Consider the following 23,294-nt stretch of genomic DNA (forward strand, 5'->3'; position numbering starts at 1 on the left):
AATCCCCCCCCCGAATCGGAGCAGAAACTCTTGGGAAAGCTACCGTCACGCCACGAGGGGGATACTTCAACAGCCTGTTAGACAGTGAAATCGTTCGCGGCCCCGTTTTTCCGTCAAGGAACAAGCGCCCCCGTTTCTGATCGAAGTCGGAAATATTCGCGTTCGCAATCTCTCCAGGACGCGCACCAATCAACAGCAATGCAGTTGCTAGGGCGCGCAAATCGGCTTGCATGGCCCCCAACAATACGGCGCGTTGGTCGGCATTAAGATACCCCTCACGGCGGGCGTCCACGCCCTTATAGTATTTGATCGACTTCCATCCTTTGTCAGTCGATACGAGGTTCAGAATATCCTTCGCGTAGTTGCAGGCCGCTTTCAGTGTGCTCAGATTCCTGTTGATCGAATCCTTGGCGCGTTTATATGCCTCGATATCGTCGGGATCGTCATTATCGAGTTGTGCGTCACGCCAGCGCTCCACGTCCAGCGGCTGGAGTTTGGCGAACAGGATCGAACCAATGGGATTCCGGTATATGAAGGCATCGATGCGCTTCCTCCTACCGTTCGGCATCTTTGCCCCCCGTTCAATGGTGCAAGTCTCCGGGTAAAGATATCTTACAAAACGGTTGTGTGCATCGCTGGCGCATTTAGCGCCTTTCTCTTTCATGCGATTGGATACGTACAGCTTGCAGACATCGGCAACCGTCAAATCTGTATTTTTAACACCCGCAGACAATTCCCGGTTCCACGCGTGAGCAGCCGCAACGACTTCGTCATAGTCAAGCGTCGAATCGTCGCCAATCGGATGATAGTCGTATCGCTTGGCGTCATTCGCACGACGCGCGGACCAAGCCCCGCCAACATCGGCAAACTTTTTGTATCCCACAAACAGACCACTCGCGAGGCGCTCCCAGTAGGGTTCTTTGCGGGGGGCGAGCTTGCCCCGCGCAGTCTTGGATTTAAGGTTGACAGCAGGCATAGCGCCCCCGTTCGTGACAGTGGCCACAAGTATAAACGCGGGTCCGGAAAAAGTCCGGAAAGCCGTTTCCGCAATCGAGAGCTATGCCAAACCCATGAAAAATTGAAAAGGTCTGAAAAATTCTTTAAATTCAGCACGTTGCGTTACCGCATGCAATGCTGTTGTGATACTTGAATGTCCGGGAAGTCATAACGAAATGCCCTGAATCGGCATGCCGGTGGTCTTCAGACGGCCCAGAAAAGCGAGCCAGTCGAGAATCGAGCGGTCGTACGCGCGCTGCCCGGAACCGTCGCGCAACGCGAACGGAATCAGGCCGATGCGCTCGTAGTAGCGGATCGTATGCACCGACAAGCCCGTCAGGCCGGCCACATCGCCAATTTTCATGTGCTTCCCCTCAACGACAACCACGATGGTGAGACTTCGAGCGCGCTCCAGGTCAAGCGCGATTTTGCGCCCACGCCGGAGCGTTCCGTTCGAACCGGTTCGAGCGGCTCAGCCTAGCTGCGCCGCTGCGTGCTCCGCCAGGAAATCGACGAAACTGCGGATCTTCGGCAGCGGCTGCCGGTCCTGCCGATACAGCGCGTACACCGGCCGTCCCTCGGGCGCGAACGCGTCGAGCACGCTGACGAGACGGCCCGACGCCAGATCGTCGGCGACGAGAATGGCCGGTTGCAGCAGCAGCCCCGCGCCGTGCAGCGCCGCCTGGCGCAGGCCGTGGCCGTCGTTGCAGACGAAGTCCGTCTGCTCGGGCCAGCGGTTGTCGCCGAGCAGCCGCCAGCCGTTGCGGCGATCCCAGACCGCGTGGCTCAGACAGCGATGATCGGCGAGGTCGGCGAGCGTGCGCGGCGTGCCGTGCCGCGCCAGATACGCGGGCGCGGCGCAGATCGTCATGCGGTACTGGCCGAGCGGGCGGGCGATCAGATCGAGGTCCGGATCGAGCGCGCCGATGCGCACCGCGACGTCGAAGCCTTCATCGACGAGATCGACCACGCCGTTGCTCAGATCGAGGTCGATACGCACCTGAGGATGCGCGTTCTGATAGGCCGCCGCCAGCGGCGCGACCACGCACGCGCCCAGCGTGGTCGCCGCGCTGATGCGCAGCGTGCCGCGCGGCTCGGCGCGCAGGCGCTCCACCGACGCCTCCGCCAGCGCCAGTTGCTCCAGCACCTTGCGGCTTTCCTCGTAGAAGCGGCGGCCCGCGTCGGTGAGGCTTTGCGCGCGTGTGTTGCGCTGGAGCAGCTGCGCGCCCAGATGCGTTTCCAGTTGCCGCACGTGCTTGCCCACCATCACCGGGCTCAGGTCCAGCGCGCGCGCCGCCGCACTGAAACTGCCGCTGTCCACGGCGCTCACGAACACTTCGATACTGCGCAGCCGGTCCATGATTACTAACTCCTGGTTTCAGGTGAACGAAATTATCGTCCATTTATTCTTTACGGTGTCAGGCGGATAGTGTGGGCATCCCGTTATCTTTTCGATGGAGCGATGCACATGAAAATCCTTCTGGTCGGCGCGAGCGGCGCCGTGGGCCGCGCGATCGCGCAGACGCTCGGCGAAACGCACACGATCGTGCCCGTGGGCCGCACGAGCGGCGCCTACCGCGCCGATCTCACCGACGACGCCAGCGTCACCGCGCTATTCCGCGAAGTCGGGACGGTGGATGCGATCGTCTCGGCGACCGGTCACGTCCATTTCGGGCCGCTTGCGCAGATGAACGCGGCGCAGTTCGACATCGGCTTGCAGGACAAACTGCTCGGCCAGGTGCGGCTCGCGCTGATCGGCCAGCACTATCTGAGCGACGGCGGCTCGATCACGCTGACGAGCGGCATCGTCGCCGAAGAACCCATCGCCCAGGGCGCGAACGCGACCGCCGTGAACTGCGCGATCGAAGGCTTCGTGCGCGCCGCCGCCACGGAATTGCGCGGCAACCGGCGCATCAACGCGGTGAGCCCGACCGTGCTGACCGAGTCGCTGGAACGCTTCGCGGGCTTCTTCCCCGGCTTCGAAAGCGTGCCTGCGCAGCGCGCGGCGCTTGCGTACCAGCGCAGCGTGGAAGGCGTGCAGACGGGGCGGGTTTATCGCGTCTGGTGAAGGTCCGGCGCGGGCGCGGTGAGCGCGTGCCGCCGCCTTCTCATCGGCTATCGGAAAATTCGGATTTAGCCGATGGATAGTGAGATGGCGCGCGCCTACGCTGGGACAGATCCAACGTCCGCCCCGCCCCGCCATGAATACGCCCACGATCGATCCCCTCACCTCTGTCGCGCTTTATGGCGCAGGCCGCCACGCCGAGGCGCTCGCGCTGCTCGAAGCCCTGCTCGAACACGATCCGGCCAATCGCGCGGCGCTGCATCTCGCGGCGCGCTGCCTGCACGCGCTCGAACGCGCCGACGCAGAGCATCCCGCCGGTTCCGCTGATATCGCAGACACCGCTCACGCACCGCCCGACGCCTCGCCCGCGCTTGCCACCGCGCTCCTCGCGCTCGGCAACCGCTTTTACGCGCGCAAGCAGGCCGCGCAGGCCGAACACGCCTGGCGCGCGGCGCTCGCCATCGAGCCGGACTGGCCTTCGGCGCTCGGCAATCTCGGGCTCGCCTTGCGCGACCAGGACCGCGCAGCCGAAGCCGAAACCGTGCTGCGCCAGGCGCTCGCCATCGCCCCCGATCACGCAGGAGCCCGAAGCAATCTCGCGCTGCTGCTCTGGCACACGCAGCGTCTGGACGCGGCGCACGCCGAATATCGGCACATACTCGAACGCGAGCCCGACAATCTGCACGCCAACAACAATCTCGGCTTGCTGCTGCTCGACCTGAACCGCCAGCCCGAGGCCGAGGCGGCGTTCCGGCGCGCGCTCGCGGCCGACCCGAGCGTGCCCGAGGCGCACAACAATCTCGGCAACGCGCTCAACCAGCAGGCGCGCACCGATGAAGCGATCGCCGCCTATCGCCAGGCGCTCGCGCTGCGGCCCGACTACACCGTCGTCAAGGGCAATCTGGCGATGCTGCTGCTGCGCAACGGCCGCTATGCCGAAGGCTGGCCGCTCTACGAGGCGCGTCACGACGAAACCGTCGGCGAGCACGCGGTGAAACTGCCGCCGGTGCCGTGGCCGCGCTGGTGCGGCGAACCGCTCGACGGCAAGTCGATCATCGTCTGGCCCGAGCAAGGCTATGGCGACGACCTGCAATTCTGCCGCTACGTCACGCTGCTGAAAGCCCGCGGCGCGGCGCGCGTGAGCGTCGCGTGCGGCCCCGCGCTCGGGCGGCTGTTCAAAAGCCTCGAACATGTGGACGCCGTCTACGTGCTCGACGGTCAGGGCACGATCCCGCGCCACGACTACTGGTGTTTCATGATGAGCCTGCCGCTGCGCTTCGGCACCACGGTCGAGACGATTCCGGCGCCCATGCCCTATCTGCGCGCGGACGCCGCGCTCGCGCAAAGCTGGCGCGAGCGGCTGCCGGCGCGCGGGTTCAAGGTTGGCGTCGTCTGGGCGGGCGCGCCGCGTCCGCAGGATCCGCGCGCGAACGCAATCGACCAGCGCCGCTCCACGCACGCACGCGACTGGCTGCCGATCCTGCGCGTGCCCGGCGTGCGCTTCGTGAGCCTGCAAAAAGGGGAAGCGACGCAGCCGCAGATCCACGCTGCCGGCGGAACTGCGTCCGCTCGATCCGATGGACGCGGCGCAGGATTTCGCCGATACGGCCGCCATCGTCGATGCACTCGATCTCGTGATTACCGTCGATACGTCGATGGCGCACCTCGCGGGCGCGCTCGGCAAGCCGGTGTGGATTCTGTCGCGCTACGACGCGTGCTGGCGCTGGCTGCGCGAGCGCGACGATTCGCCGTGGTATCCGCGCGCGCGGCTGTTCCAGCAGCGCGCGCCAGGCGATTGGGATGAGGTGATCGAGCGCGTGGCGCGCGCGCTCGATGCGTTAGCGAAAGCTTAAGCGCCGCGAGATCGACGCGCGCCGCTCATTGCATCAATCAGGACGCGCGTTCCGCCGCCAGCCGCACGTCCGCATCGGCGCGCGCGAGCAGACCGCTGCAACGCGGCGAGAGATGGGCGAACGTCAGGTGCTTGCCCGCACGCTCGTAGCGCGCCTGCACCGCTTCGAGCGCGGCGATGGCCGAGTGATCGGCCACCTGCAGATGCGCGCAGTCGAGGCGCACCTGCGCCGGATCGCGCGCCGGATCGAACAGCGTCTGAAACTGCGCCGCCGAGGCGAAGAACAGCGTGCCGCGCAGCGTATAGACGCGCTCGCCCGACGGCTCGTCGCGCATCTCGCAGCGGAATTCGCGCGCGTGCTGCCACGCGAAATTCAGTGAAGCGATCACGATCCCGCACATCACGGCGGTCGCCAGATCGGTGCAGACGGTGATGACCGTCACCGCGACGATCACCACGGCGTCGTTGCGCGGCACCTTGTGCAGCACGCGCAGCGAGCCCCACGCGAACGTCTGTCCCGCCACGATGAACATCACGCCCACCAGCGCGGCGAGCGGAATGCGCTCGATCAGCGGCGACAGGAACAGGATGAAAAGCAGGATCATCACGCCGCTCGTCACGCCGGACAGACGGCGGCGACCGCCCGAGCCGAGGTTGATGACGGTCTGGCCGATCATCGCGCAGCCGCCCATCGCGCCGAACAGGCCCGACACCACGTTGGCCGCGCCGAGCGCCACGCATTCGCGGTTGGGCTGGCCGCGCGAGGCGGTCACGTCGTCGGTGAGATTGAGCGTGAGCAGCGTTTCGAGCAGGCCGACGAGCGACATCAGCACCGCATAGGGCAACACGATGCGCAGCGTCTCCAGATTCAGCGGCACGCCCGGAATCGCGAACACGGGCAGGCCGCCCGCGATGTGCGCCATGTCGCCGAGCGTGCGCGCGGGCAGATGCAGCAACGCCGCCGCCGCGCCCACGCCGACGATCGCCACCAGCGCGGGCGGCACGGCCTTCGTCAGACGCGGCATCACGAAAACGATCGCCATCGTCAGCGCGACGAGACCGCACATCAGCCAGAGCGCCTGGCCGTGCATCCATTCCATGCCGTGCGCGCCCGGCATCTTGAAGTGCTCGAACTGCGCACGCGCGATGATGATCGCGAGGCCGTTCACGAAGCCGAGCATGACCGGGTGCGGCACCATGCGGATGAGCTTGCCGAGCTTGAGCGCGCCGAACAGCATCATCAGCAGGCCGCCGAGCACGACGGTCGCGAACAGATACTGCGGGCCGTGCTGCACCACCAGCGCGACGATCACCACGGCCATCGAGCCCGCCGCGCCGCTGATCATGCCGGGGCGGCCGCCGAACAGCGCCGTGATCGTGCAGATGAAGAACGCGCCGTAGAGCCCCATCAGCGGATTCAGGTGCGCGACGAGCGCGAACGCGATGCACTCGGGCACCAGCGCGAACGAAGACGTGATGCCGGCGAGCAATTCGCTGCGCAGCGCGGAGAACGAAAACGGCGCCGTGGAACGGCTCGGAGTGGAACGGGCGGATTCCATGGTGCGGGCGGTAGACCGGAAAAAGACGGGGAAACGGGCTGAAAGCGCGCTGCAAAACAACGCGACGAGGCGCGCCCGGTCCGGATGCACCTGCACGGTGCGTCGGCGGGCCTGCGTACGAGGCCCGATAGGGCGCATCACCGTAAAACATGTAGGCGCACGCGCCGGAGTCCGGACGAGCGGCAGCGCGCATGTTAACAGAATCGGCGTTGACGCGCAGGCGACGATGGCCTCGTCGAGCGCACGGGAAGCATTAAAGGAGGCGGAAAAGTGGCTACCTGAAATAGCCGAAAACTGGCTATTTTGAATAGCCGCTATCGCGACTACGATGACGTTCATCGCGCCACCCTTCCCCGGCGCGGCCCACTTCGAAGGAACGATCATGCAACAGCGTCTCGACTTCTACCGCGCCAATCCGAACGCCATCAAGGCCCTGCTCGGACTCGAAGAACGCGTCGAAAAGAGCGGCATCGACAAGCCGCTCGCCGAACTCGTGCGCCTGCGCGCCTCGCAGATCAACGGTTGCGCCTACTGCGTCGACATGCACGTGAGCGACGCGCGCAAGGGCGGCGAAACCGAACGACGTCTGGCCACCGTCGTGGTGTGGCGCGAGACGCCCTTCTTCACGGAACGCGAGCGCGCCGCGCTCGAATGGACCGAGGCGCTCACGCTGGTCTCGCACGAGCACGTGCCCGACGCGGTCTGGGAAGCCGTCAAGCCGCATTTCAGCGACGCCGAAATCGTCGACCTGACCCTGCTGATCAACGCGATCAATAGCTGGAATCGCCTGGCAATCGCGTTCCGCAAAATGCCCGCCTGAGAGGCGCGCCATGAAGACGATTCTGCAAACCGCGCTGGCGTCGCTTGCGTCGCTGATGATCGCGCTCGCGTCGATGAACACCGCGCAGGCGCACGACGCCGCAAGCGAAACCATCGCCCCGGTCATGAAGCAGACGATTCCGGAAGCGCCCGGCAAGAACGTGCTGATCGCCACCGTGACGTTCGCGCCGGGGCAGGCGTCCGAGCCGCACATGCACAAGGGATCGGTGTTCGCCTACGTCACGCAGGGCCATATCGAATCGCAGATCGAAGGCTCGCCCGCGCTGACCTATGGCCCCGGCGAGGCGTGGTACGAGCCGCCCGGCTCGCGTCACCTCCTCGCGCGCAACGTCAGCGCGACGGAGCCGGCGCAGATCCTCGTGTTCGCCGTCGCCGGCGAGCACGATGCGATCAAGCAGCCGATTCCGCACTAAGCCCAGGCGCGAAGTTCGCGCGCAGTGCCTCAGTTCGGCACGTAACCCGTCGGCAGCGTCGTGTTGGCCTTGGCCACCGTCGCATTGTTCGACACCACGTAGACCGGCGACTCCGTGAGGTTCAGCGTGACCGAGCCGTTGCTGTAGGCCACCGTCGACGGATTGCCCATCATGTCGAGCACCGTGACCGTGCCGTTCGTACCCGGCGCGTCCACCGCGAGGCTGTACACCGTGCTGTACGTCGAGCTATAGCCCGCGCTGGCGTTCCACACGGTGTTGTTGTGGGTCCAGAGCGCCGTGATCACCGAGCCGTTGTTCAACTGCTGGAACGCGTAGGCGTAGACGCCGGACGGCACGCCGTTGACGGGACCGAGCGTGTTGGTGCCGTCGATGATGCGCGTCATCGCCGCCACGGCCATCGCCGCCGGTTTCGGGCTGATGTTGGTTGCGCCGTACTGGCCCTGCGCATCGGCGAGATCGAAGAACGTGCCGTAGCCCACGAGGCCCGGGAAGTCCGCACCGTAGAACACCCACGTCTGGTCCGCGCCTTCGCCGAGCGCGATCAGGTGTGCGCGCGCGGCCACCGCGCCCTGCGCGTACAGCACGTTGGCCGTCGGGTAGTTCGCGCCGTACGACGAGCCGTTGTCGTAGCTGATGCCCACTTCGGTCTGGAACAGCTTCATGCCGGGCTTGTAGTCGGCGGCCATTTCACTGCGCAGCGTGCGCATCTGGCCGATCAGCGACCCCGACGCCGTCGACGGATCGGTCGCCAGCCGCTCAGGCGGATACGACGGCGACGTGCCGTTGATGTCGTAATAGCCGTGCGTGGTCACGCCATCGAGATACTGAGCGAAGCCGAGCGACGCGAGCGTGCGCAACTGCTCGGCAGTGCCCGAAGGCGCGGTATCGGCCGGGCCCATCAGCACGGCGTGCGGATCGGTCGAATGCAGCCCTTGATAGACGGTCTGATAAAGCTGCACGAATTGAGCGTTCGTGCCCGCCCACTGCGCGTCCGGCTCCCACGTGAGCTGATAGTAGTTGGCCGACTGATTCTTGAAATACGTAGTCCGAATTAAATTCGATTCGGTGCCCACGCGGCTCATGTAATCCTGATAGTACGAGAGATCGGTGGGCGGCAGTGTCTCGTCCTCGAAGGCATTCGTCGGGCTGGCCCACGCGGGAATGCCGTCGAGACGGATCAGTCGCATCACGTTGCCCGAGGTGAAGAACGGATCGAGATTATTGGCGTTCGGATTGAAGGTGTTGGGGCCGTTCGGCTCCATGTTGTAGAGCTCGCGATGATCGAGCTGCCACGAAATGCCGAGCGCCGAGAGCACCGCGGCGTTGCCGTCCTCGCCTTGCATGCCGAAGCGGTGCAGGTCCTGATGCGCATACGTCACCGCGGGAATCACGCTACCCAGAGCGGGCAGCACGCCGAAGGTCGCGTTGCCCGCGGGCCGCGTGCCGGCCGAGGGAATCTGGCCGCCCGCGCTGGCGAGCGAGGCGGAGATCGCGAAGTAACCCGCGAGCGTCGACGAGCAGTTCACCGTCGTGGTCACCGCGCCCGCCGTGACCGGCGTGGTGCCGCTCGCGGCCACGTTGCCGAATTGATCGGCGATCGACCAGTTCAGCGTGTCGGGCGACGCGGCGTTGGTCACGATCGTCACCGGAAAGCTCGCGCCCGAGGCGAAGATGCGGCCGCTTTGCGCGCTCGGCGTGTCGGCGGACACGAGCGTGCCGCTGGCCGTCGCGCTCGAGGCCGAAGGCGCGCCGCAGGTCATCGCGCCCTTCGCCACGACGGGCGAATCGGTGCCGCCGCTGGCGTTGACGGCGTTCGAGCCCGCGTTTTGCGCGCCGCCGGACGCGTTGGCGTTCGTGGTGTCCGAACCGGTCCCCCCGGACCCGCCTCCCCCGCAAGCCGCCAGTAGCAGCGATGAGGAGAGCAAAATAAGAATGGGCTTCATCGTTTGTAATAGGCAAAGCGACGCCCAGCCGGCAGCGGCGCTCGCGCGCCCGGCTGCAGGCCGAAGGTCTGGTATGAGAGGTCGGCGGACGCCGCGCATCGGTCGAATGCGCACTTCGTCCGTCAAAACGAGGGCGCGGCTGGCGCACCCGGTCGAACCGGCGTATCTGTCCTTTTCGCCTGGGCGCGGGCGCGCCGGGAGCGCGCCGTTGCGGCGATTGCGTCGTCGGGACTTGCGGCCTTGCGCGGGTTCCCAAGGGAATTTGGGGGACATGCGCCTTCGGTGAGCCGAAGCGGCAAATTCACTGCTTAAAATCAGATCATTCGCGGCGGCAGATCTTACCTGGCATTTCTCCTGATATATACCAATTCGACGTAAGAAAGTGTTACATAAGGCAATACAAAACCGAATTGCCGATAATTAAATTCGTTACCGTCGAAATCGCGTCCATATCGGGAAATTTTTGCTTCGGTGCGCGCACGCTGTCGTGCGATGACCGCGAATGAGGACCACTTGAGGCCTATAACGGCGGACTTGAGAGGAACTGAAGACGTGCGCGAAATTATGTCCGGTGGATACCGGCCCTGTTTTAATTCTAATTTTTATTGCAATGACGGGCCGGGTTCGCTTTTCGACGCAATATGATTACATTTTCATCGGATGAATAAAACATCCGATGAAAATGTAATTGAAATCATGACATCGTGAATACCCGCTGATTACGCCGGCTGGGATTCGCGCGCGCGTTCCAGTTCGCGCACGAGCGGCAGCACCTTCGCGCCGAAGTACTCCACTTCTTCGATGTAGTGCAGAAAACCCGCGAGCACGAGGTCGACGCCAATCGCCTTGAGCGCGACGATGCGCTCCGCAATCTGGCGCGGCGTGCCGATCAGATTGGTGCGGAAGCCATCGTTGTACTGCACGAGGTCCTCGAAGGTCGATTTCGCCCAGTTGCCCTCGCCTTCGGGCGACGCCTTGCCCGCCTCTTTCACCGCGCTGCCGAAGGCCTCCACGGCCTCCACGTGGGCATGGCGCACGATGTCGTCGAGCACCGCGCGGGCTTCCTCTTCCGTGTCGCGCGCGATCACGAACGCATTCACGCCAATCTTCACGCTGTGCTGGTTCTTCTGCGCTTTCGCGCGAATGTCGTCGATCTGCGCCTTGAGATTCTCCACCGTGTTGCCGTTCGTGAAGTACCAGTCGGAGACGCTCGCCGCGTTGTCGCGCGCTGCGCGCGAACTGCCGCCCTGAAACACCTCCGGATGCGGCTTCTGCACCGGCTTCGGACTCAACGTGTAGTTGTTGAAGCGATAGAAGTCGCCCTTGAACGTGAAGTTGTCCTGCGTCCAGATGCCCTTCACCGCCTGAATGAATTCGTTCGAGCGCCGGTAGCGTTCGTCGTGCTCGAGCCACGCCTCGCCAATCGACGTGAATTCATCCTTGAACCAGCCGCTCACGATGTTGATGGCGATGCGCCCGTTCGAAATATGGTCGATGGTCGCGATCTGTTTGGCGACCACGGCCGGATGCCACGGACCGGGCAGGATCGCGGCGATCACCTTGAGCTTCGTGGTGGCATGCAGCAAGGCCTGACTGAACGACACCGATTCGTGCTGATACTGCGCGCCGTAACCGGCCGTGAAGCGGATCTGGCTGAGCGCGTAGTCGAAACCGGCTTTTTCGGCGGTCTGCGCGAGCTTCTGGTTGTATTCGAGGCTCCAGTCGGTGCGTTGCTCGATCTTGCTCACGACGAGACCGCCGCTCACGTTCGGCACCCAGTAGGCGAATTTGATGGCGTCGTCGGCGGGAGTGCGCTGGCTCATAGTCGGCTTCCTGAAAGATGAGTGGAGTGAGCGGTCCCTCATCTTTGAGGATTTGCGCACGCGGCTGAACGATTTTCTCGTGCTATGAAAAGTCGCCTGACTGCTATGCGCGAACGGCATTGCGAAGCGATTGCGCCGGTTCGATCGTCGTAGCGGACAGCGCTTCAATCTGCCAGCGGCTTTTCCACCGTTATCGTGACAGCCATTTGGAACCGCTGTAACGGACACGATCATTCCCTCTAATCCGGCAATATCGTCTTTAAACTGTGGCGTAATGACGCACTATTCGCCTGACTGGTAACGCACGACGAACCGCCATACAGAGATCGCGAAAATTCCGCAATGCGGCGTCATCGCCCTGAATCGCTGCAATTTGAATGGAGCGACGCGGGTCTCTGACGATTTCCGCACAATGCATTCCCCATACGGATCGCCATGGCTCAAACGCCCGTCATTGAACTCATTAGCGCGCCAGCTTTAGCGCCGTGATCCGTTCCCGGCCTTGAACCGCGCCTTTCCCGACGACAGGTTTGTCCTTTCGTATCGTTTTATCCGGAAAACCGGGATGACGCGCGATGACGTCGAATTCCCTCGAAGCATGCCAATAATGCGACCTGCAGCGCATAAAGACTATCGAGATCGCAACATGAGGGGGACATTTCATTCTGTAAAAGATTATTTGCGTTATCTCAAATCATGACGGTAAAGGCGCGATCTGTTGGATGAGTGCAACGGCATTGGAGTGCGACAGCGATATATTTCGTCCGTCCCAACCCGGCAGATTTACACCGCTCATATTCAGCTTGTCTATGAGTAATTGCCTCAGAAACAGGAACGTGCAGAATGAACGTGAAATTCAATAAGAAATTGGTCGTGGCAGCGGCGCTCAGCGCTTTCGGCATTGCCGCTCACGCACAAAGCAGCGTCACGCTGTATGGCTCGCTCGACGCAGGCATCGCGTATGTCAACAACGCGGGCGGCCATAGCGACTGGCTTCAGTCGAGCAGCCTGCTCTCGAATACCTATTTCGGTTTGAAGGGCGCTGAAGACCTCGGCGGCGGCCTGAAGGCAATCTTCAAGTTGGAATCGGGCTTCAGCCTGTCGAACGGCGGCTTCAGCAACGGCTCGATGTTCAATCGTCAGGCGTACGTCGGTATTCAAAGCGCCCAGTACGGCACGGTCACGCTCGGCAAGCAGTACGACTCGGTCGTCGACTATCTGTCGCCGCTGTCGCTGGCCGGCCAGGCAGGCGTGGTCAATCTCGCCGCCCACCCGTACAACAACGACAACATCGGTGCGCAATACTCGATCAACAACGCGATCAAGTATGAAAGCGCCAACTACGCCGGCTTCCACTTCGGCGGCCTGTACGGCTTCAGCAACGATCCGGGCCAGTTCTCGAACGGCCGCGCATGGAGCGTGGGCGCCGGCTACTCGGCAGGCCCGCTCACGGTGGCCGCCGCGTATGACCAGACGAACACCGACATCAACGGCACCACCAACTCCAACGCCGCGGCCACGACGCTGCTGGGCGGCGACGTGAAGCGCACCTACGGCGTCGGCGCGACCTACGCGTTCGGCCCGGGCACGGCTGGCGTGCTGTACACGCACACGCGCATTCAAGGCGCTTCGTTCGGCGTCACCGGCCTGAACGCACGCTTCGACAATATCGAAGTCAACGGCACGTACAGCCTCACGCCGGCACTCGCGATCGTGGGCAACTACACGTTCACGTACGGCAAGACGACCGGCGCGGGCACGAACTCGAGCGATCCGAAGTGGCATTCGGCCACCCTCGCGCTCGACTACTCGCTGAGCAAGCGCACCGACGTCTACGTGGCCGGCGCCTACCAGCACGCTTCGGGCAATGTCTACGACAACGGCACGGACGTGATCGGCAATACGGCCAACATTGCCGGTCTGATCGGCAACTCGACGACGCAAAACCAGGTGGCGGCAACGGTCGGCATGCGCCACCGCTTCTAAGCCCCCCCGCGCAATCGGGCCGGTTGATCCGGCCTGAATTGCGGACAACAAAAAAGGCGTCTCCGCCGTGACGGAGGCGCCTTTTTTACCGCGGTTTGATGGCGTTTAATCGCGGATCGCTGCACCGGAAAGTCCAGGGAATTTGCTGATTCCCGCTTTTTTCATGCTTGTTCACTTCGACTTGATGCCGCCTGCTTTCCGGGCGGCTTTTTTTTGGCCGCCGACGCGAGGCCTACCGGCAGCCTTCGGGAATCGCATTCCAGCGACGCACGGCGCGGCTTTCGCGGTCGAAACCCAGCACGCTGATCGACGCCGTATCGAGGTAGAAGTGCGCGCCCAGCGCCGCCGAGTCGCCGACCCAGCAGCCCGCCAGCGTACGCAGAAAATGGGCATGAGAAAACACGGCCACGCGGCCGCCGTTTCCGACCATCGAGAGCAGACTTTCGACCACGCCACGCGCGCGCGTCTCGATCTGCGCGAGGCTTTCGCCTTGTGCGATCGACGAGCGCCATACACTCCAGTCCGGTTCGGTCTCGCGGATCTCCGGCGTGGTGCGGCCTTCGTAGACGCCGTAATCCCATTCGAGCAGATCGGCGGACACGACCATGCGATCGCCGAGCCCCGCGAGCTTGCAGGTCTCGATCGCACGCGACATGGGGCTCGCGAGCACGGCGTCGAACTGCACGTCGGCGAGCGGTTTCGCGAGTGCGCGCGCCTGTTCGCGACCATGCCCGGTCAAAGCGATATCGGTACGGCCCGTGTGCTGGCCGGTGCGGCTCCACTCGGTTTCACCATGACGGATCAGCCAGACTTCGCGGGGCTTGGCAGGGGATTTCGCAACGGCGGGCATCGGGTAGCTCCAGAATGAACGGCGTGGTCATTCTATGCCGCGTGGACGATCCGCTTCAACCCGATGCGCAAGATGCGCCAGACCGCTGGGCCGCGCGCCGGTTTTCAGGACAGACAATTTCGCGACGATGCGACCATGACGGCCCAGTTTTCGCCGACCTTTCGCCTTCCTTGCCGCCATGAGAATCCCAATGCTCCTGAAGTCGTTGTTCGACCCTGAACCGGCCGCCGTGCCGGTCGCGCCCGCTACGCCGGTCACCACGCCTACTCACGCCACGCCGGCCACTGCGGTCATGTCGCCCGAAGCCGGGACGGCCAGCGCGCCCGCGGCGGCCGACGGCGCGCTGCCCCGAAACGAAGCGCACGACAACCCGAACGACGATCCCAACGACACCGCAACCACGCCGCTTCACGCGACCGACCCGCTGCTCGACGGCATCGACGCGCTCGGCGAAATCGTCCTCACGCTCGACGCGCAATTGCGCGCGCAAAACGCCTCGCACACGGCGCTCTGCCAGCGTCTGCACGGCGAGCTTGGCGCGCTGCGCCGCGCACTGCGCTGAAACCCAACCACGCGCCACGCCGTGAAGGCCGCGAGCCGCCAGATCGAGCGATCGGCGGCGAATGACAATGCGGCGCAAACGCTCGATGCCCTCTCGCTCCACGCGAGCGCGCCATTCCGCGCGCACTTCATGATGCACGCGCGCACGGCCGAAGCGCGCGCACCGTTGCTCGCCCGGCATCGCCACGCGTCGCTGCATGGAAACGCATGGCGCACTCGACGGCATCGACTATTTGCGCTCACAGGATTTGCGGCTGCTGATTGAAACCGCGATTGCGCATTGATGTGACACGCAGCATGGAAAAAACAGCGTGCAGCAAGCGCTGATTCCCATCGAAAATCGGATAATTAATTCGCTCGACTAATTACTTTACCCAGTCACGCGCAAGGCGTTAAACCATGTCCAGATTCGCCTGTTGCTCACGCGCATACTGCGCGGGCGGCCGCCCGACATGCCGCGTAAACGCCACGCTAAACGTACTCGCGGAGCTATAGCCCACGCGCTCCGCAATCTCGGCGAGACGGCCCGCGTTGCGGCGCAGCAGATCCTTCGCGAGCGCCATGCGCCAGTTAAGCAGATATTCCATCGGCGCCACGCCCACCGCGCGGCTGAAGCGCTCGAAGAACGTCGAGCGTGACAGCGCCGCCGCTTTCGCGAGTTCGGCGACAGTCCATGCGTGCGTGGGCTGCTCGTGCATGCCGCGAATCGCGGCGGCCAGGCGCGTGTCGGCGAGCCCGCGCACGAGTCCCGGCGACGCCTGCGTGCCCGCCGCCGAACGCAGCGCCTCGATCAGCAGCACTTCCATCAAGCGCGACAGCACGATCTCGCGCGCGGGCCGCTGCTCGCGCGTCTCCTCGCGCACGAGCCCGACCAGCGTGGCAAGGCGCTGCTCGCCGCGCACATGCACGTAGCGCGGCAGCAACGACACCAACAAGGCCGCGTCGGGCGAAGCGAACGAGCAATGCCCCGCCATCATGCGCGCGTCCACCGGGCGGTCCGGATCGCCGATTCTGTACTCGTTGTCGCCGAGCGCGACCGGATCGCGCGATTCGACGTCCGGCGGCGCATCGAGACTCATCATCGCGACGCCGTACACCGCCGGAATCAGCACGAAATCGCCCGCATGCAGCATGATCGGCGCGTGTCCGTCGATGGCCATTTCGCAGCCGCCTTCGAGAATCACGCAATAGAACGGCTGCCCTGAATCCGAGCGGCTGATGCGCCACGGACTCGCGCCATGCACGAGTTTCGAGAAGCGCGCTCCCGGTTGCAACAGCATGACCACCTCGGCCAGCGGATCGATCATCGCCGGACTCCTGCGAAAGATTTTCGGATTTTTGATTGTAGCAAGTACGGCTTGCGCGCTCTATCGTAAGTGCACTCACCGACCACTTGACTGGAGTGCACATGAAAACCGTGCTGATTACCGGCTGTTCCTCGGGCTTCGGCCTCGAAATCGCGCGCGAATTTCTCGCCCGCGACTGGCGCGTTGTCGCCACGATGCGCACGCCGCGCACCGACTTGCTGCCGCCTTCGGACCACCTGCGCGTGCTGCCGCTCGACGTCACCGATGCGCGGAGTATTCAACGCGCCGTCGAAGCCGCCGGTCCGATCGACGTGCTCGTCAACAACGCGGGTTTCGGCATGGCGTCGCCCGCCGAACTCGCGCCGATCGACGCCGTCCGCGAGATCTTCGAAACCAACACGCTGGGCACGATCGCGCTCACGCAGGCGGTGCTGCCGCAATTCCGGCAACGCAAGGCGGGCGTGGTGGTGAACGTCACGTCGAGCGTGACCATGAAGGTGCTGCCGCTGTTGAGCGCCTACCGCGCGAGCAAGGCGGCGGTGAACGCGTTCAGCGAATCGACGGCGGTGGAAGTGGCGCCCTTCGGCGTGCGCGTGCATCTCGTGCTGCCGGGGCGCTCGCCCGAAACACGTTTCGCCGATAACGCGCGCGGCCATATCTTCGGCTTCGAGCACGAGGCTTACGCCGATCTCGTCAAGCGCGTGTTCGCCGAATTCGCGGATACCGAAGCGCCCGTGACCTATTCGAAGGATGTGGCCGCCGCCGTCTGGCGCGCGGCCACCGATCCCGCCGCGCCGCTGCGCATTCCGGCGGGCGTGGATGCCGAAGCGTGGGCGGCCGAAGCGGCGCGTTAATCCACCACTATTCTCGCGGCACCATCAACGCCAGCAGCAGGCGGCGCAGTTCCATGCATTCGCGCGGCGAGAGCCGCGCCGTGAGCACGCGCTCGACTTCCTCCACGCGCGGACGCAAGCTCGCCAACTGCTTCTTGCCCGCCGCCGTGAGAAACAGCACGTAGCTGCGCTTGTCGGCGGGGTCGTCGGAACGCTCGATCAGATCGTTGCGCACCATGCGGGCCACGAGGTCCGCGATGGTCGAGCGATCCACGTCCAGCTCGTCGCCGAGTTGCCGTTGATTGAGGCCGGGCGTCTGCTGGAGAATTTCGAGCGCCGCATACTGCACGCTCGTAATCTCCGCCGACACTTCGCTCAGCCACACTGCCGCGTGGCGCTGCTGCGCGCGGCGCACGAGGCTGCCCGTGAATTTGGAAAGCGCGGGATCGTCGGGTTGTTTCGGCAATTTCGCTGTCGATGTGTTTAGCGCGTGCGGAAGATCGGGGCGAAAAAGGCGTCGAGTTCCGCGTACGCGTCCAGTGGAAGAACATGGGCGACGTATTGATCCGGACGGACCACGACGAGCGCGCCGCGTGCACGGTCGATGCCGCGCTCGTCGAAGATATCAGTCGCGGCGTCGCTCGTAAATGCCTTCTCGTAGTCGATCAGGCCGTGACGGCCCTTGCGCGGCAACAGCAGGGCCGGCAAATCGTCGACGCGCACTTCGCGATGCGGCTGCTGGAGGACCGCGCGCAGATCGAGCACGCTGTCGATGTCGGCTTGCGCGGCGGTCGCGCGGCGCAGCACCGACTCGGGCGAGTTGACCAGATGCTCGCAGAGCGCGCGCAGAGCGTGGCCGTCGGCGTCGGCGAACGCATAGAGACGCCAGCGGCCGTCGGCGCGCGCGGCGTGACCGAGATGCACGGGCTTCGCATCGGCGAGCCGCACGACCGGCGACGAATGGAAGCGCGCGCCAATCGGAAAGCCCGTGGCCAGCGCCTGGTGCGTGGACTCGCCCGTGAGCGCGCCCGGCCGGTAACGCGTGGCGACGCCCGCCGTGTAGCGGCCCGCGCGCACGAAATACGCCTGCAATTCCGCGGGATCGACGCCGCCCGCGTCGGGCCGCTGCGGGTCCTTGGGCGGCGCGGCCATCATCGCGGACCACTCCTTGTCGAAGTCGATCAGTTCCTGCGCGACCGGCTGGCGTTCGTCGGAATAGCTGCGCAGCAGGCTCGCGTCGCTGCGGCCTTCGAGCACCGCGCCGAGCTTCCAGCCCAGATTGAAGCCGTCCTGCATCGACACGTTCATGCCCTGCCCCGCCTTCGCGCTATGCGTGTGGCAGGCGTCGCCCGCGATGAACACGCGCGGTTCGCGCGCGCTGCCGTCGGCGGCGATGGCGTCGTCGAAACGCTCGGTCAGACGCTGGCCCACTTCGTACACCGAGAACCACGCGACCTCTTTCACGTCGAGCGTGTAAGGATGCAGAATGCCGCGCGCCGTGTCGATCAGACGCTCGACCGTGGTCTGCTTGATGCTGTCGCGATTCTCCGGCGTGACGTCGCCGAGATCGACATAAAAGCGCACCAGATAACCGCCCTCGCGCGGAATCAGCAGCAGATTGCCCTTGCTCGCCGATTGAATCGCCGCCTTCAGGCGGATGTCCGGAAAGTTGGTGACCGCGAGCGCATCCATCACGCCCCACGCGTGATTGGCGGCGTCGCCGCGCAGCGTCTGGCCGATCGACGCCCGCACGCGGCTGCGCGCGCCGTCGCAACCCACCACATAGCGCGCCCGCGCGGTGACGGTTTCGCCTTCACGCGCGGCGTCGGTGCGGCGCAGCGTGACGAGCACCGGATAGTCGGCGTCGGCGCCATCGCGCTGCACGTCGACCACTTCGAGGCCGTAATCCGGCTCGGCACGCTGCGCGGAACGACGCATCACGTCGAGCAGATAATCCTGCACGCGCGCCTGATTGACGATCACATGCGGAAACTCGGACAAACCTGTTTCGGTATCCTGAACACGTCCGGTACGCCGAATCGCGCCGCGATCCTGCGCGTCCGGACGCCAGAACACGGTTTCGTTGACCCAATACGCTTCGCGCAGCAGGCGGTCGCTGAGCCCGAACTCCTCGAACATCTCGACGGTGCGGCAGGCCACGCCGTCCGCCTGCCCCATCTGTAACGGTCCCTCGCGTCGCTCGACGACGCAGGTCTTGATCGACGGAAACTGCGAGAGTTGCGCCGCCAGCACGAGACCCGCCGGGCCACTGCCCGCGATCAGCACGTCGACTTTCTCGGGCAAACCGGCGCGCGGCGCGCCGGCGGCTGCGGGTTCGATGGTGGGGTCGCCAACGCGAAAACCGTTGAGATGAAACTGCATGGTGTCTGTCTCCGTGGGTATCGGTATCGTGATGGAGACAAATATACTCCGTACACCAACTATTTAAAAGCACTTCCGGCACGCCTGATGTTTACCCTGGGATGAGGAGATGGCACGCGCCAGCGGTCGAAAAAAACGAGCGGACCCGCCGTGCCGGTCGCGGCAAACGCGATTCGTCTGCCGATTCAGCGGGTCTGTCGCTCAACAATGGTTTTCTAACAAATAATCAGCATACCGAAGTAAATACCTCATCAAACACGCGCCGCGCTACGCCGCCTTGCGCGCATCGGCAATACGCTGCGGCGCTTCCGGACGCGCGTACAGCCTTTCCAGATAATCGCGCAAACGCGGAAAGCCATCGAGCAATTGCACCTCGCCTGCCCAGTCGATCAGATAGGCCGTCACGCAATCGGCCACCGTCAATCGATTGCCGACGATAAACTCGCGCCCGTCCAGATGCTTCTCCAGAATCGCCGCCATCGTCTTGAAGTCGCTCCGCGCGAGTTCGATATCGGCGGGCGAGCGCTGGTCCGGCGGATAAATAAAGCTGTGCCGCGTGATACGCCAGAGGGGCTGTTCGAGTTCGGTCACCGCGAACATCGTCCAGCGATACACCTGGGCGCGTTCGTCGAGATCGTCCGGAAGCAAACCTTTCTCGGGATATTTATCGGCCAGATACAGCACGATGGCGGCGGACTCGGGAATCACGCGGTCGCCATCGACGAGCACGGGCACCTTGCCCGCCGGATTCAGGCGCAGATAATCGGGCCGTTTATGCTCGCCTTCGAGCAGATTGACCGAAATGAATTCAAAATCGGCGTCGACTTCCTTGAGACCCCATAGCGCACGCTGCGAACGGGTCCCGGCAAATCCATAGAGTTTCATGACGCCCCCCGCTCAGCCGGCTGGAATGGGCAGCACCGGCATCACGTCGATGGTCTCGCCCGGAAAGATCGTGAAATGCGGATGGCCTTCGAATATTTTTGCCGCGTCCGCGTGCGAGGCGCTGCGCACCACCGTGAAGCCCGTCAGCCGATTCGTGGTGTCCGTCACGCCATCCACGCCGATGGTCAGCGTCTTGCCGAGCGGCCCGCCAATCTCGACGATCGACGCCTTGTGTTGCTCGACCCACGCCTTCCACGCCGCAATACCTTCATGCTCTTTGGCGCGCCGCTCGTCTTCGGGCATCGCCATCCAGGCTTTCATGCGCGGCGTGTCCTTGCCGCCGAGAAAAACCGCGAGAAACAGTTGATGATCGCTCATGCTTCCTCCAGCTATCGAAAGGAACAACGGGAGACTGCCCGACCGGCCTTGACAATATAGGTTGATATCAACACAATTGCAACATGGCCTACCCGAAAAAACTTCCCTTCGACGCCACGCTCATGGTGCGCGATTGCTGTCTGTGCCTGCACATGCAGCGCGCGGCGCGCAATCTCGCTCGCATTTTCGACGAGGCGCTGCGTCCGCTCGATCTCACCAACGGGCAATTTTCGCTGCTGATGTCGCTGAATCGCCCGCATCCGCCGACGATGAAAGAAGTGTCGTCGCTGCTGGCCATGGATCGCACCACGCTCACGGCCGCGCTCAAGCCGCTCGAACGGCGCGAACTGGTGCGTATCGAACCGGACGAAGACGACAAGCGCAGCCGCCGCCTGAGCCTCACGCCCGCCGGCGACCGCCTGCTCGCGCAAGCCTTTCCGATCTGGCAGCGCACGCACGAGGAAATCGAAGCACCGTTCCCCGCGGGCGAGATCGACCGCTTACGCACCCATTTGCGCGCGCTTTCGTAGACAATGTGGCGATGCAACGTTGCAGGAGTTCATCGCCATGAGGCGTCTTTATTTCGCTGCCGTATTCGCCGCCTGTTTTAACGCGCTCGCTAGCGGCTGTGCGTCCACTTCGACGCCTGATGGCGCACCGTCCGCCTCGCAACAACCGAGGCTCACGGTCGGCACGAGCTATCCGGATACGCAATTGATCCTGCCGTGGTTTCTCAACGACGTGATCAATCTCGTGAATTATCGCTAGCCTGAGAGCCATCGAACAGTCGTTCGGGTGAGGAGATCACCTTCAGGGTTCTGTCGCTGGTCAAAATATTCTCGTAGGCGAGAAGGCATGCGTTTTAGCAGTAAAGCTGCGGGCCCGATCCCACAGTTACAGTCAGATCGGGCCCAAGGGACATTGAGGTAAGGGGCTATATTCGACCCTGAGCGGTCTCTCACGTTGATCGATAACGGCCATTTGATGTACGTTCTAAGTGGCCGCGCTAGTCAGCAAAAATAGAACGCGATTTCACGAATAACCTTGCCGTCTGCTTCCGAAACCATGCCAGACATGAAGGGGGTCAATTGCACAAGGATCCCCTTCGCGGGGACGTTGGGCCGATTCACCAAGCACACCAGTTCATCGCGGACACTTGAATCCGTCACGTAGGTGCCAATCAACCGCAGCAAGTTCTTGCGTACTTCTTCGACCGTCATTTTCGAAGTGGCAAATGGATGAGCCAATTGGTCATGTTACGCTCGGAAGCCCACAAGACGAATCTGTACGAGATACCGATGACTAGAGCGAATGACTGACAGCGCGTCCAAATTGGCACGATTGGCTGAGGCTTTTTTCGGTGGCCTAGCGAAAGGAGTGATGGTATTTGTGGGCATAGCCATACTGATAGTGGCCGTACTCTCAGGAGGGGGAGCAGATGTCATTGGTGGCACCTTGCCGACTACATGAAAAGAATGGGGCTACGTTCTTCTCATCATTCTGATATCCGTCACAGGCTTCATCACCTTCCTTTGGTTGCGACGCTCCTGGAAGTTCTGATAAGGCTACGGCGAACCTCCCACGTTTCTGACGAGGCCATGAGTGGCCGCCTCTGGCCGAACTGAGTCAGATGATCTAACGTTATCGCGACACGAAAGGACGCGTGCCGCTGCGGATGGCAAAATGCGCCCCCCCAAAAAAGCAGCCGAAAACCCTACGGATCAAAGGCTTGAGCCACCTCGCCGCAGTTGCTAATAGAGAACCTTCGTGGCTCCCCAACGACGTGATCAATCTCGTGAATTACCGGTAACTGCCAGCATCCCGCTTCAGCGCCGCTCAGACGTTGAACTGTTTGCCCACGTAATCGATGTGCACGAACATCGCCTGCTGCGCCGCGTCGGGATTGCGGTCGCGAATGGCGTGATAAATCGATTCGTGCTGATCGAGACGATTGCGTGCCTGCATCGCCGCGTTGGCGTTATTGACCGTCGCGTCGTAGGTATTGCTCGCAATATGATCGCGCAGCATCGCAATGACGCTCGCGTAAAACTGATCGAGCAGACGATTGTGCGAGGCCGCCGTGAGCGCCGTGTGGAATTCGCCGTCGGTGGCCGCTTCGGCGTCCACGTCGGCATGAGTCACTGCATCGCGCATACGTTCGAGTATGGTCTCGAAGCGTTCGAGTTCATGCGCGGACGAGCGCAGCGCCGCGAAGCGCGCCGCCGCGCATTCGAATACCAGGCGGAATTCGAGCGTTTCGGAGCGCAACGGCGGCGTATCCGCGATCAATTGCAACCACGGCGCCGCGAGCCCCGTGGGTTTCGCACGCAGCAGATAGACGCCGCTGCCGCGCCGCGTTTCGAGCACGCCCTTGCTCGCGAGCCGGCCAATTGCCTCACGCACCGTCGCCCGCGAGACGCCATACGACTCCGCGAGCGCGCGCTCGGAAGGCAGGCGCTCATCGGCCTGCCAGCGTCCTTCCTGAATGCCTGTCTCGATGCGCCGGACCGTCTGGGCCAGCGCGCCTGTGTTTTTCGAACGACTTTCCACCTTCGACTCTCTGTTCGCTATGCCTGAATGGCGCGGAAAAATGCCGCGTG

General features: G+C 63.6%; 22 protein-coding genes and 2 pseudogenes. 10 read left to right on the top strand and 14 right to left on the bottom strand.

Annotated features, from left to right (window positions below; genetic code table 11):
• The 3 genes and pseudogenes from SB764_RS21005 to SB764_RS21015 form a co-directional block, all read right to left on the bottom strand.
• A pseudogene (locus tag SB764_RS21005) lies at positions 1-976 on the bottom strand (hypothetical protein); the annotation flags it as partial.
• Positions 977-1,162: 186 nt separating this feature from the next.
• Positions 1,163-1,360, bottom strand: a complete 198-nt coding sequence (locus tag SB764_RS21010; RefSeq protein ID WP_321868563.1) for a MerR family DNA-binding transcriptional regulator — start codon at positions 1,358-1,360, stop codon at positions 1,163-1,165.
• A gap of 108 nt (positions 1,361-1,468) precedes the next feature.
• A complete protein-coding gene (locus SB764_RS21015) occupies positions 1,469-2,356 on the bottom strand; it encodes a LysR family transcriptional regulator (RefSeq protein WP_183040496.1) in 888 nt (295 codons plus the stop codon).
• A 108-nt stretch (positions 2,357-2,464) separates the two neighbouring features.
• On the opposite strand from SB764_RS21015, the gene SB764_RS21020 reads away from it, so the two are divergent.
• From SB764_RS21020 to SB764_RS21030, 3 genes and pseudogenes are all read left to right on the top strand, one after another.
• A complete protein-coding gene (locus tag SB764_RS21020; protein WP_065059013.1) occupies positions 2,465-3,064 on the top strand; it encodes a short chain dehydrogenase in 600 nt (199 codons plus the stop codon).
• Positions 3,065-3,197: 133 nt separating this feature from the next.
• Positions 3,198-3,944, top strand: a pseudogene (locus SB764_RS21025) (tetratricopeptide repeat protein); the annotation flags it as partial.
• Positions 3,945-4,638: 694 nt separating this feature from the next.
• Positions 4,639-4,914: a glycosyltransferase family 9 protein gene (locus SB764_RS21030; RefSeq protein WP_410864744.1), complete on the top strand. Its 276-nt coding sequence runs from the start codon at positions 4,639-4,641 to the stop codon at positions 4,912-4,914.
• Positions 4,915-4,951: 37 nt separating this feature from the next.
• On the opposite strand, the gene SB764_RS21035 is transcribed toward SB764_RS21030, so the two are convergent.
• Positions 4,952-6,472 (bottom strand): SulP family inorganic anion transporter, encoded by a 1,521-nt coding sequence (locus SB764_RS21035; RefSeq protein ID WP_410864746.1) that lies wholly within the window; start codon positions 6,470-6,472, stop codon positions 4,952-4,954.
• 382 nt (positions 6,473-6,854) lie between these two features.
• On the opposite strand from SB764_RS21035, the gene SB764_RS21040 reads away from it, so the two are divergent.
• Positions 6,855-7,292 (top strand): carboxymuconolactone decarboxylase family protein, encoded by a 438-nt coding sequence (locus SB764_RS21040; RefSeq protein ID WP_065059139.1) that lies wholly within the window; start codon positions 6,855-6,857, stop codon positions 7,290-7,292.
• Between the two features lie 10 nt (positions 7,293-7,302).
• Positions 7,303-7,725 (top strand): cupin domain-containing protein, encoded by a 423-nt coding sequence (locus SB764_RS21045; protein ID WP_410864748.1) that lies wholly within the window; start codon positions 7,303-7,305, stop codon positions 7,723-7,725.
• A gap of 29 nt (positions 7,726-7,754) precedes the next feature.
• Here the strand turns inward: SB764_RS21045 and SB764_RS21050 are convergent, their stop codons facing one another.
• Both SB764_RS21050 and sfnG read right to left on the bottom strand, forming a co-directional pair.
• A complete protein-coding gene (locus SB764_RS21050; protein ID WP_065059008.1) occupies positions 7,755-9,689 on the bottom strand; it encodes a hypothetical protein in 1,935 nt (644 codons plus the stop codon).
• A 719-nt stretch (positions 9,690-10,408) separates the two neighbouring features.
• Positions 10,409-11,512 carry a dimethylsulfone monooxygenase SfnG gene (gene sfnG / locus SB764_RS21055; protein ID WP_410864750.1) on the bottom strand — a complete coding sequence of 368 codons (1,104 nt, stop codon included), beginning with the start codon at positions 11,510-11,512 and terminating at the stop codon, positions 10,409-10,411.
• Positions 11,513-12,355: 843 nt separating this feature from the next.
• Here sfnG and SB764_RS21060 point away from each other — a divergent pair.
• Complete coding sequence (locus SB764_RS21060; RefSeq protein ID WP_065059006.1) at positions 12,356-13,498, top strand: porin; 1,143 nt, start codon at positions 12,356-12,358, stop codon at positions 13,496-13,498.
• A 232-nt stretch (positions 13,499-13,730) separates the two neighbouring features.
• Here the strand turns inward: SB764_RS21060 and SB764_RS21065 are convergent, their stop codons facing one another.
• A complete protein-coding gene (locus SB764_RS21065; RefSeq protein WP_124262742.1) occupies positions 13,731-14,348 on the bottom strand; it encodes a histidine phosphatase family protein in 618 nt (205 codons plus the stop codon).
• Between the two features lie 190 nt (positions 14,349-14,538).
• Here SB764_RS21065 and SB764_RS21070 point away from each other — a divergent pair, with 190 nt between their 5' ends.
• Entirely contained in the window at positions 14,539-14,910 is a 372-nt protein-coding gene (locus SB764_RS21070; RefSeq protein WP_124262741.1) for a hypothetical protein, read from the top strand.
• Between the two features lie 391 nt (positions 14,911-15,301).
• On the opposite strand, the gene SB764_RS21075 is transcribed toward SB764_RS21070, so the two are convergent.
• Positions 15,302-16,216 (bottom strand): AraC family transcriptional regulator, encoded by a 915-nt coding sequence (locus SB764_RS21075; RefSeq protein WP_343665784.1) that lies wholly within the window; start codon positions 16,214-16,216, stop codon positions 15,302-15,304.
• Between the two features lie 101 nt (positions 16,217-16,317).
• Between SB764_RS21075 and SB764_RS21080 the strand changes: the two genes are divergently transcribed.
• On the top strand, positions 16,318-17,070 hold the full coding sequence (locus SB764_RS21080) for an SDR family oxidoreductase (RefSeq protein WP_110326402.1): 753 nt from the start codon (positions 16,318-16,320) through the stop codon (positions 17,068-17,070).
• Between the two features lie 7 nt (positions 17,071-17,077).
• Here SB764_RS21080 and SB764_RS21085 read toward each other — a convergent pair whose 3' ends face one another.
• The 4 genes from SB764_RS21085 to SB764_RS21100 all read right to left on the bottom strand — a co-directional run bounded on the left by SB764_RS21085 (position 17,078) and on the right by SB764_RS21100 (position 20,694).
• Positions 17,078-17,515, bottom strand: a complete 438-nt coding sequence (locus SB764_RS21085) for a MarR family winged helix-turn-helix transcriptional regulator (protein ID WP_065059001.1) — start codon at positions 17,513-17,515, stop codon at positions 17,078-17,080.
• 17 nt (positions 17,516-17,532) lie between these two features.
• On the bottom strand, positions 17,533-19,431 hold the full coding sequence (locus SB764_RS21090; protein WP_410864753.1) for an FAD-binding monooxygenase: 1,899 nt from the start codon (positions 19,429-19,431) through the stop codon (positions 17,533-17,535).
• 267 nt (positions 19,432-19,698) lie between these two features.
• Positions 19,699-20,316, bottom strand: coding sequence for a glutathione S-transferase family protein (locus tag SB764_RS21095; RefSeq protein ID WP_065058999.1), 618 nt, complete (start codon positions 20,314-20,316; stop codon positions 19,699-19,701).
• Positions 20,317-20,328: 12 nt separating this feature from the next.
• Positions 20,329-20,694 (bottom strand): hypothetical protein, encoded by a 366-nt coding sequence (locus SB764_RS21100; protein WP_410864755.1) that lies wholly within the window; start codon positions 20,692-20,694, stop codon positions 20,329-20,331.
• Between the two features lie 83 nt (positions 20,695-20,777).
• Between SB764_RS21100 and SB764_RS21105 the strand changes: the two genes are divergently transcribed.
• The gene (locus SB764_RS21105) at positions 20,778-21,224 is read left to right on the top strand and encodes a MarR family winged helix-turn-helix transcriptional regulator (protein ID WP_074985141.1); all 447 of its coding nucleotides are present in this window, start codon (positions 20,778-20,780) and stop codon (positions 21,222-21,224) included.
• Between the two features lie 37 nt (positions 21,225-21,261).
• Positions 21,262-21,462 carry a hypothetical protein gene (locus SB764_RS21110; RefSeq protein WP_110326612.1) on the top strand — a complete coding sequence of 67 codons (201 nt, stop codon included), beginning with the start codon at positions 21,262-21,264 and terminating at the stop codon, positions 21,460-21,462.
• Positions 21,463-21,704: 242 nt separating this feature from the next.
• Here SB764_RS21110 and SB764_RS21115 read toward each other — a convergent pair whose 3' ends face one another.
• Entirely contained in the window at positions 21,705-21,914 is a 210-nt protein-coding gene (locus SB764_RS21115; protein WP_183040505.1) for a hypothetical protein, read from the bottom strand.
• Between the two features lie 616 nt (positions 21,915-22,530).
• On the bottom strand, positions 22,531-23,244 hold the full coding sequence (locus SB764_RS21120) for a FadR/GntR family transcriptional regulator (protein ID WP_065058995.1): 714 nt from the start codon (positions 23,242-23,244) through the stop codon (positions 22,531-22,533).
• Between the last annotated feature and the right edge of the window lie 50 nt (positions 23,245-23,294).

This window comes from Paraburkholderia sp. SIMBA_027 (genome assembly GCF_046535315.1).
Taxonomy (GTDB): Bacteria; Pseudomonadota; Gammaproteobacteria; order Burkholderiales; family Burkholderiaceae; genus Paraburkholderia; species Paraburkholderia tropica.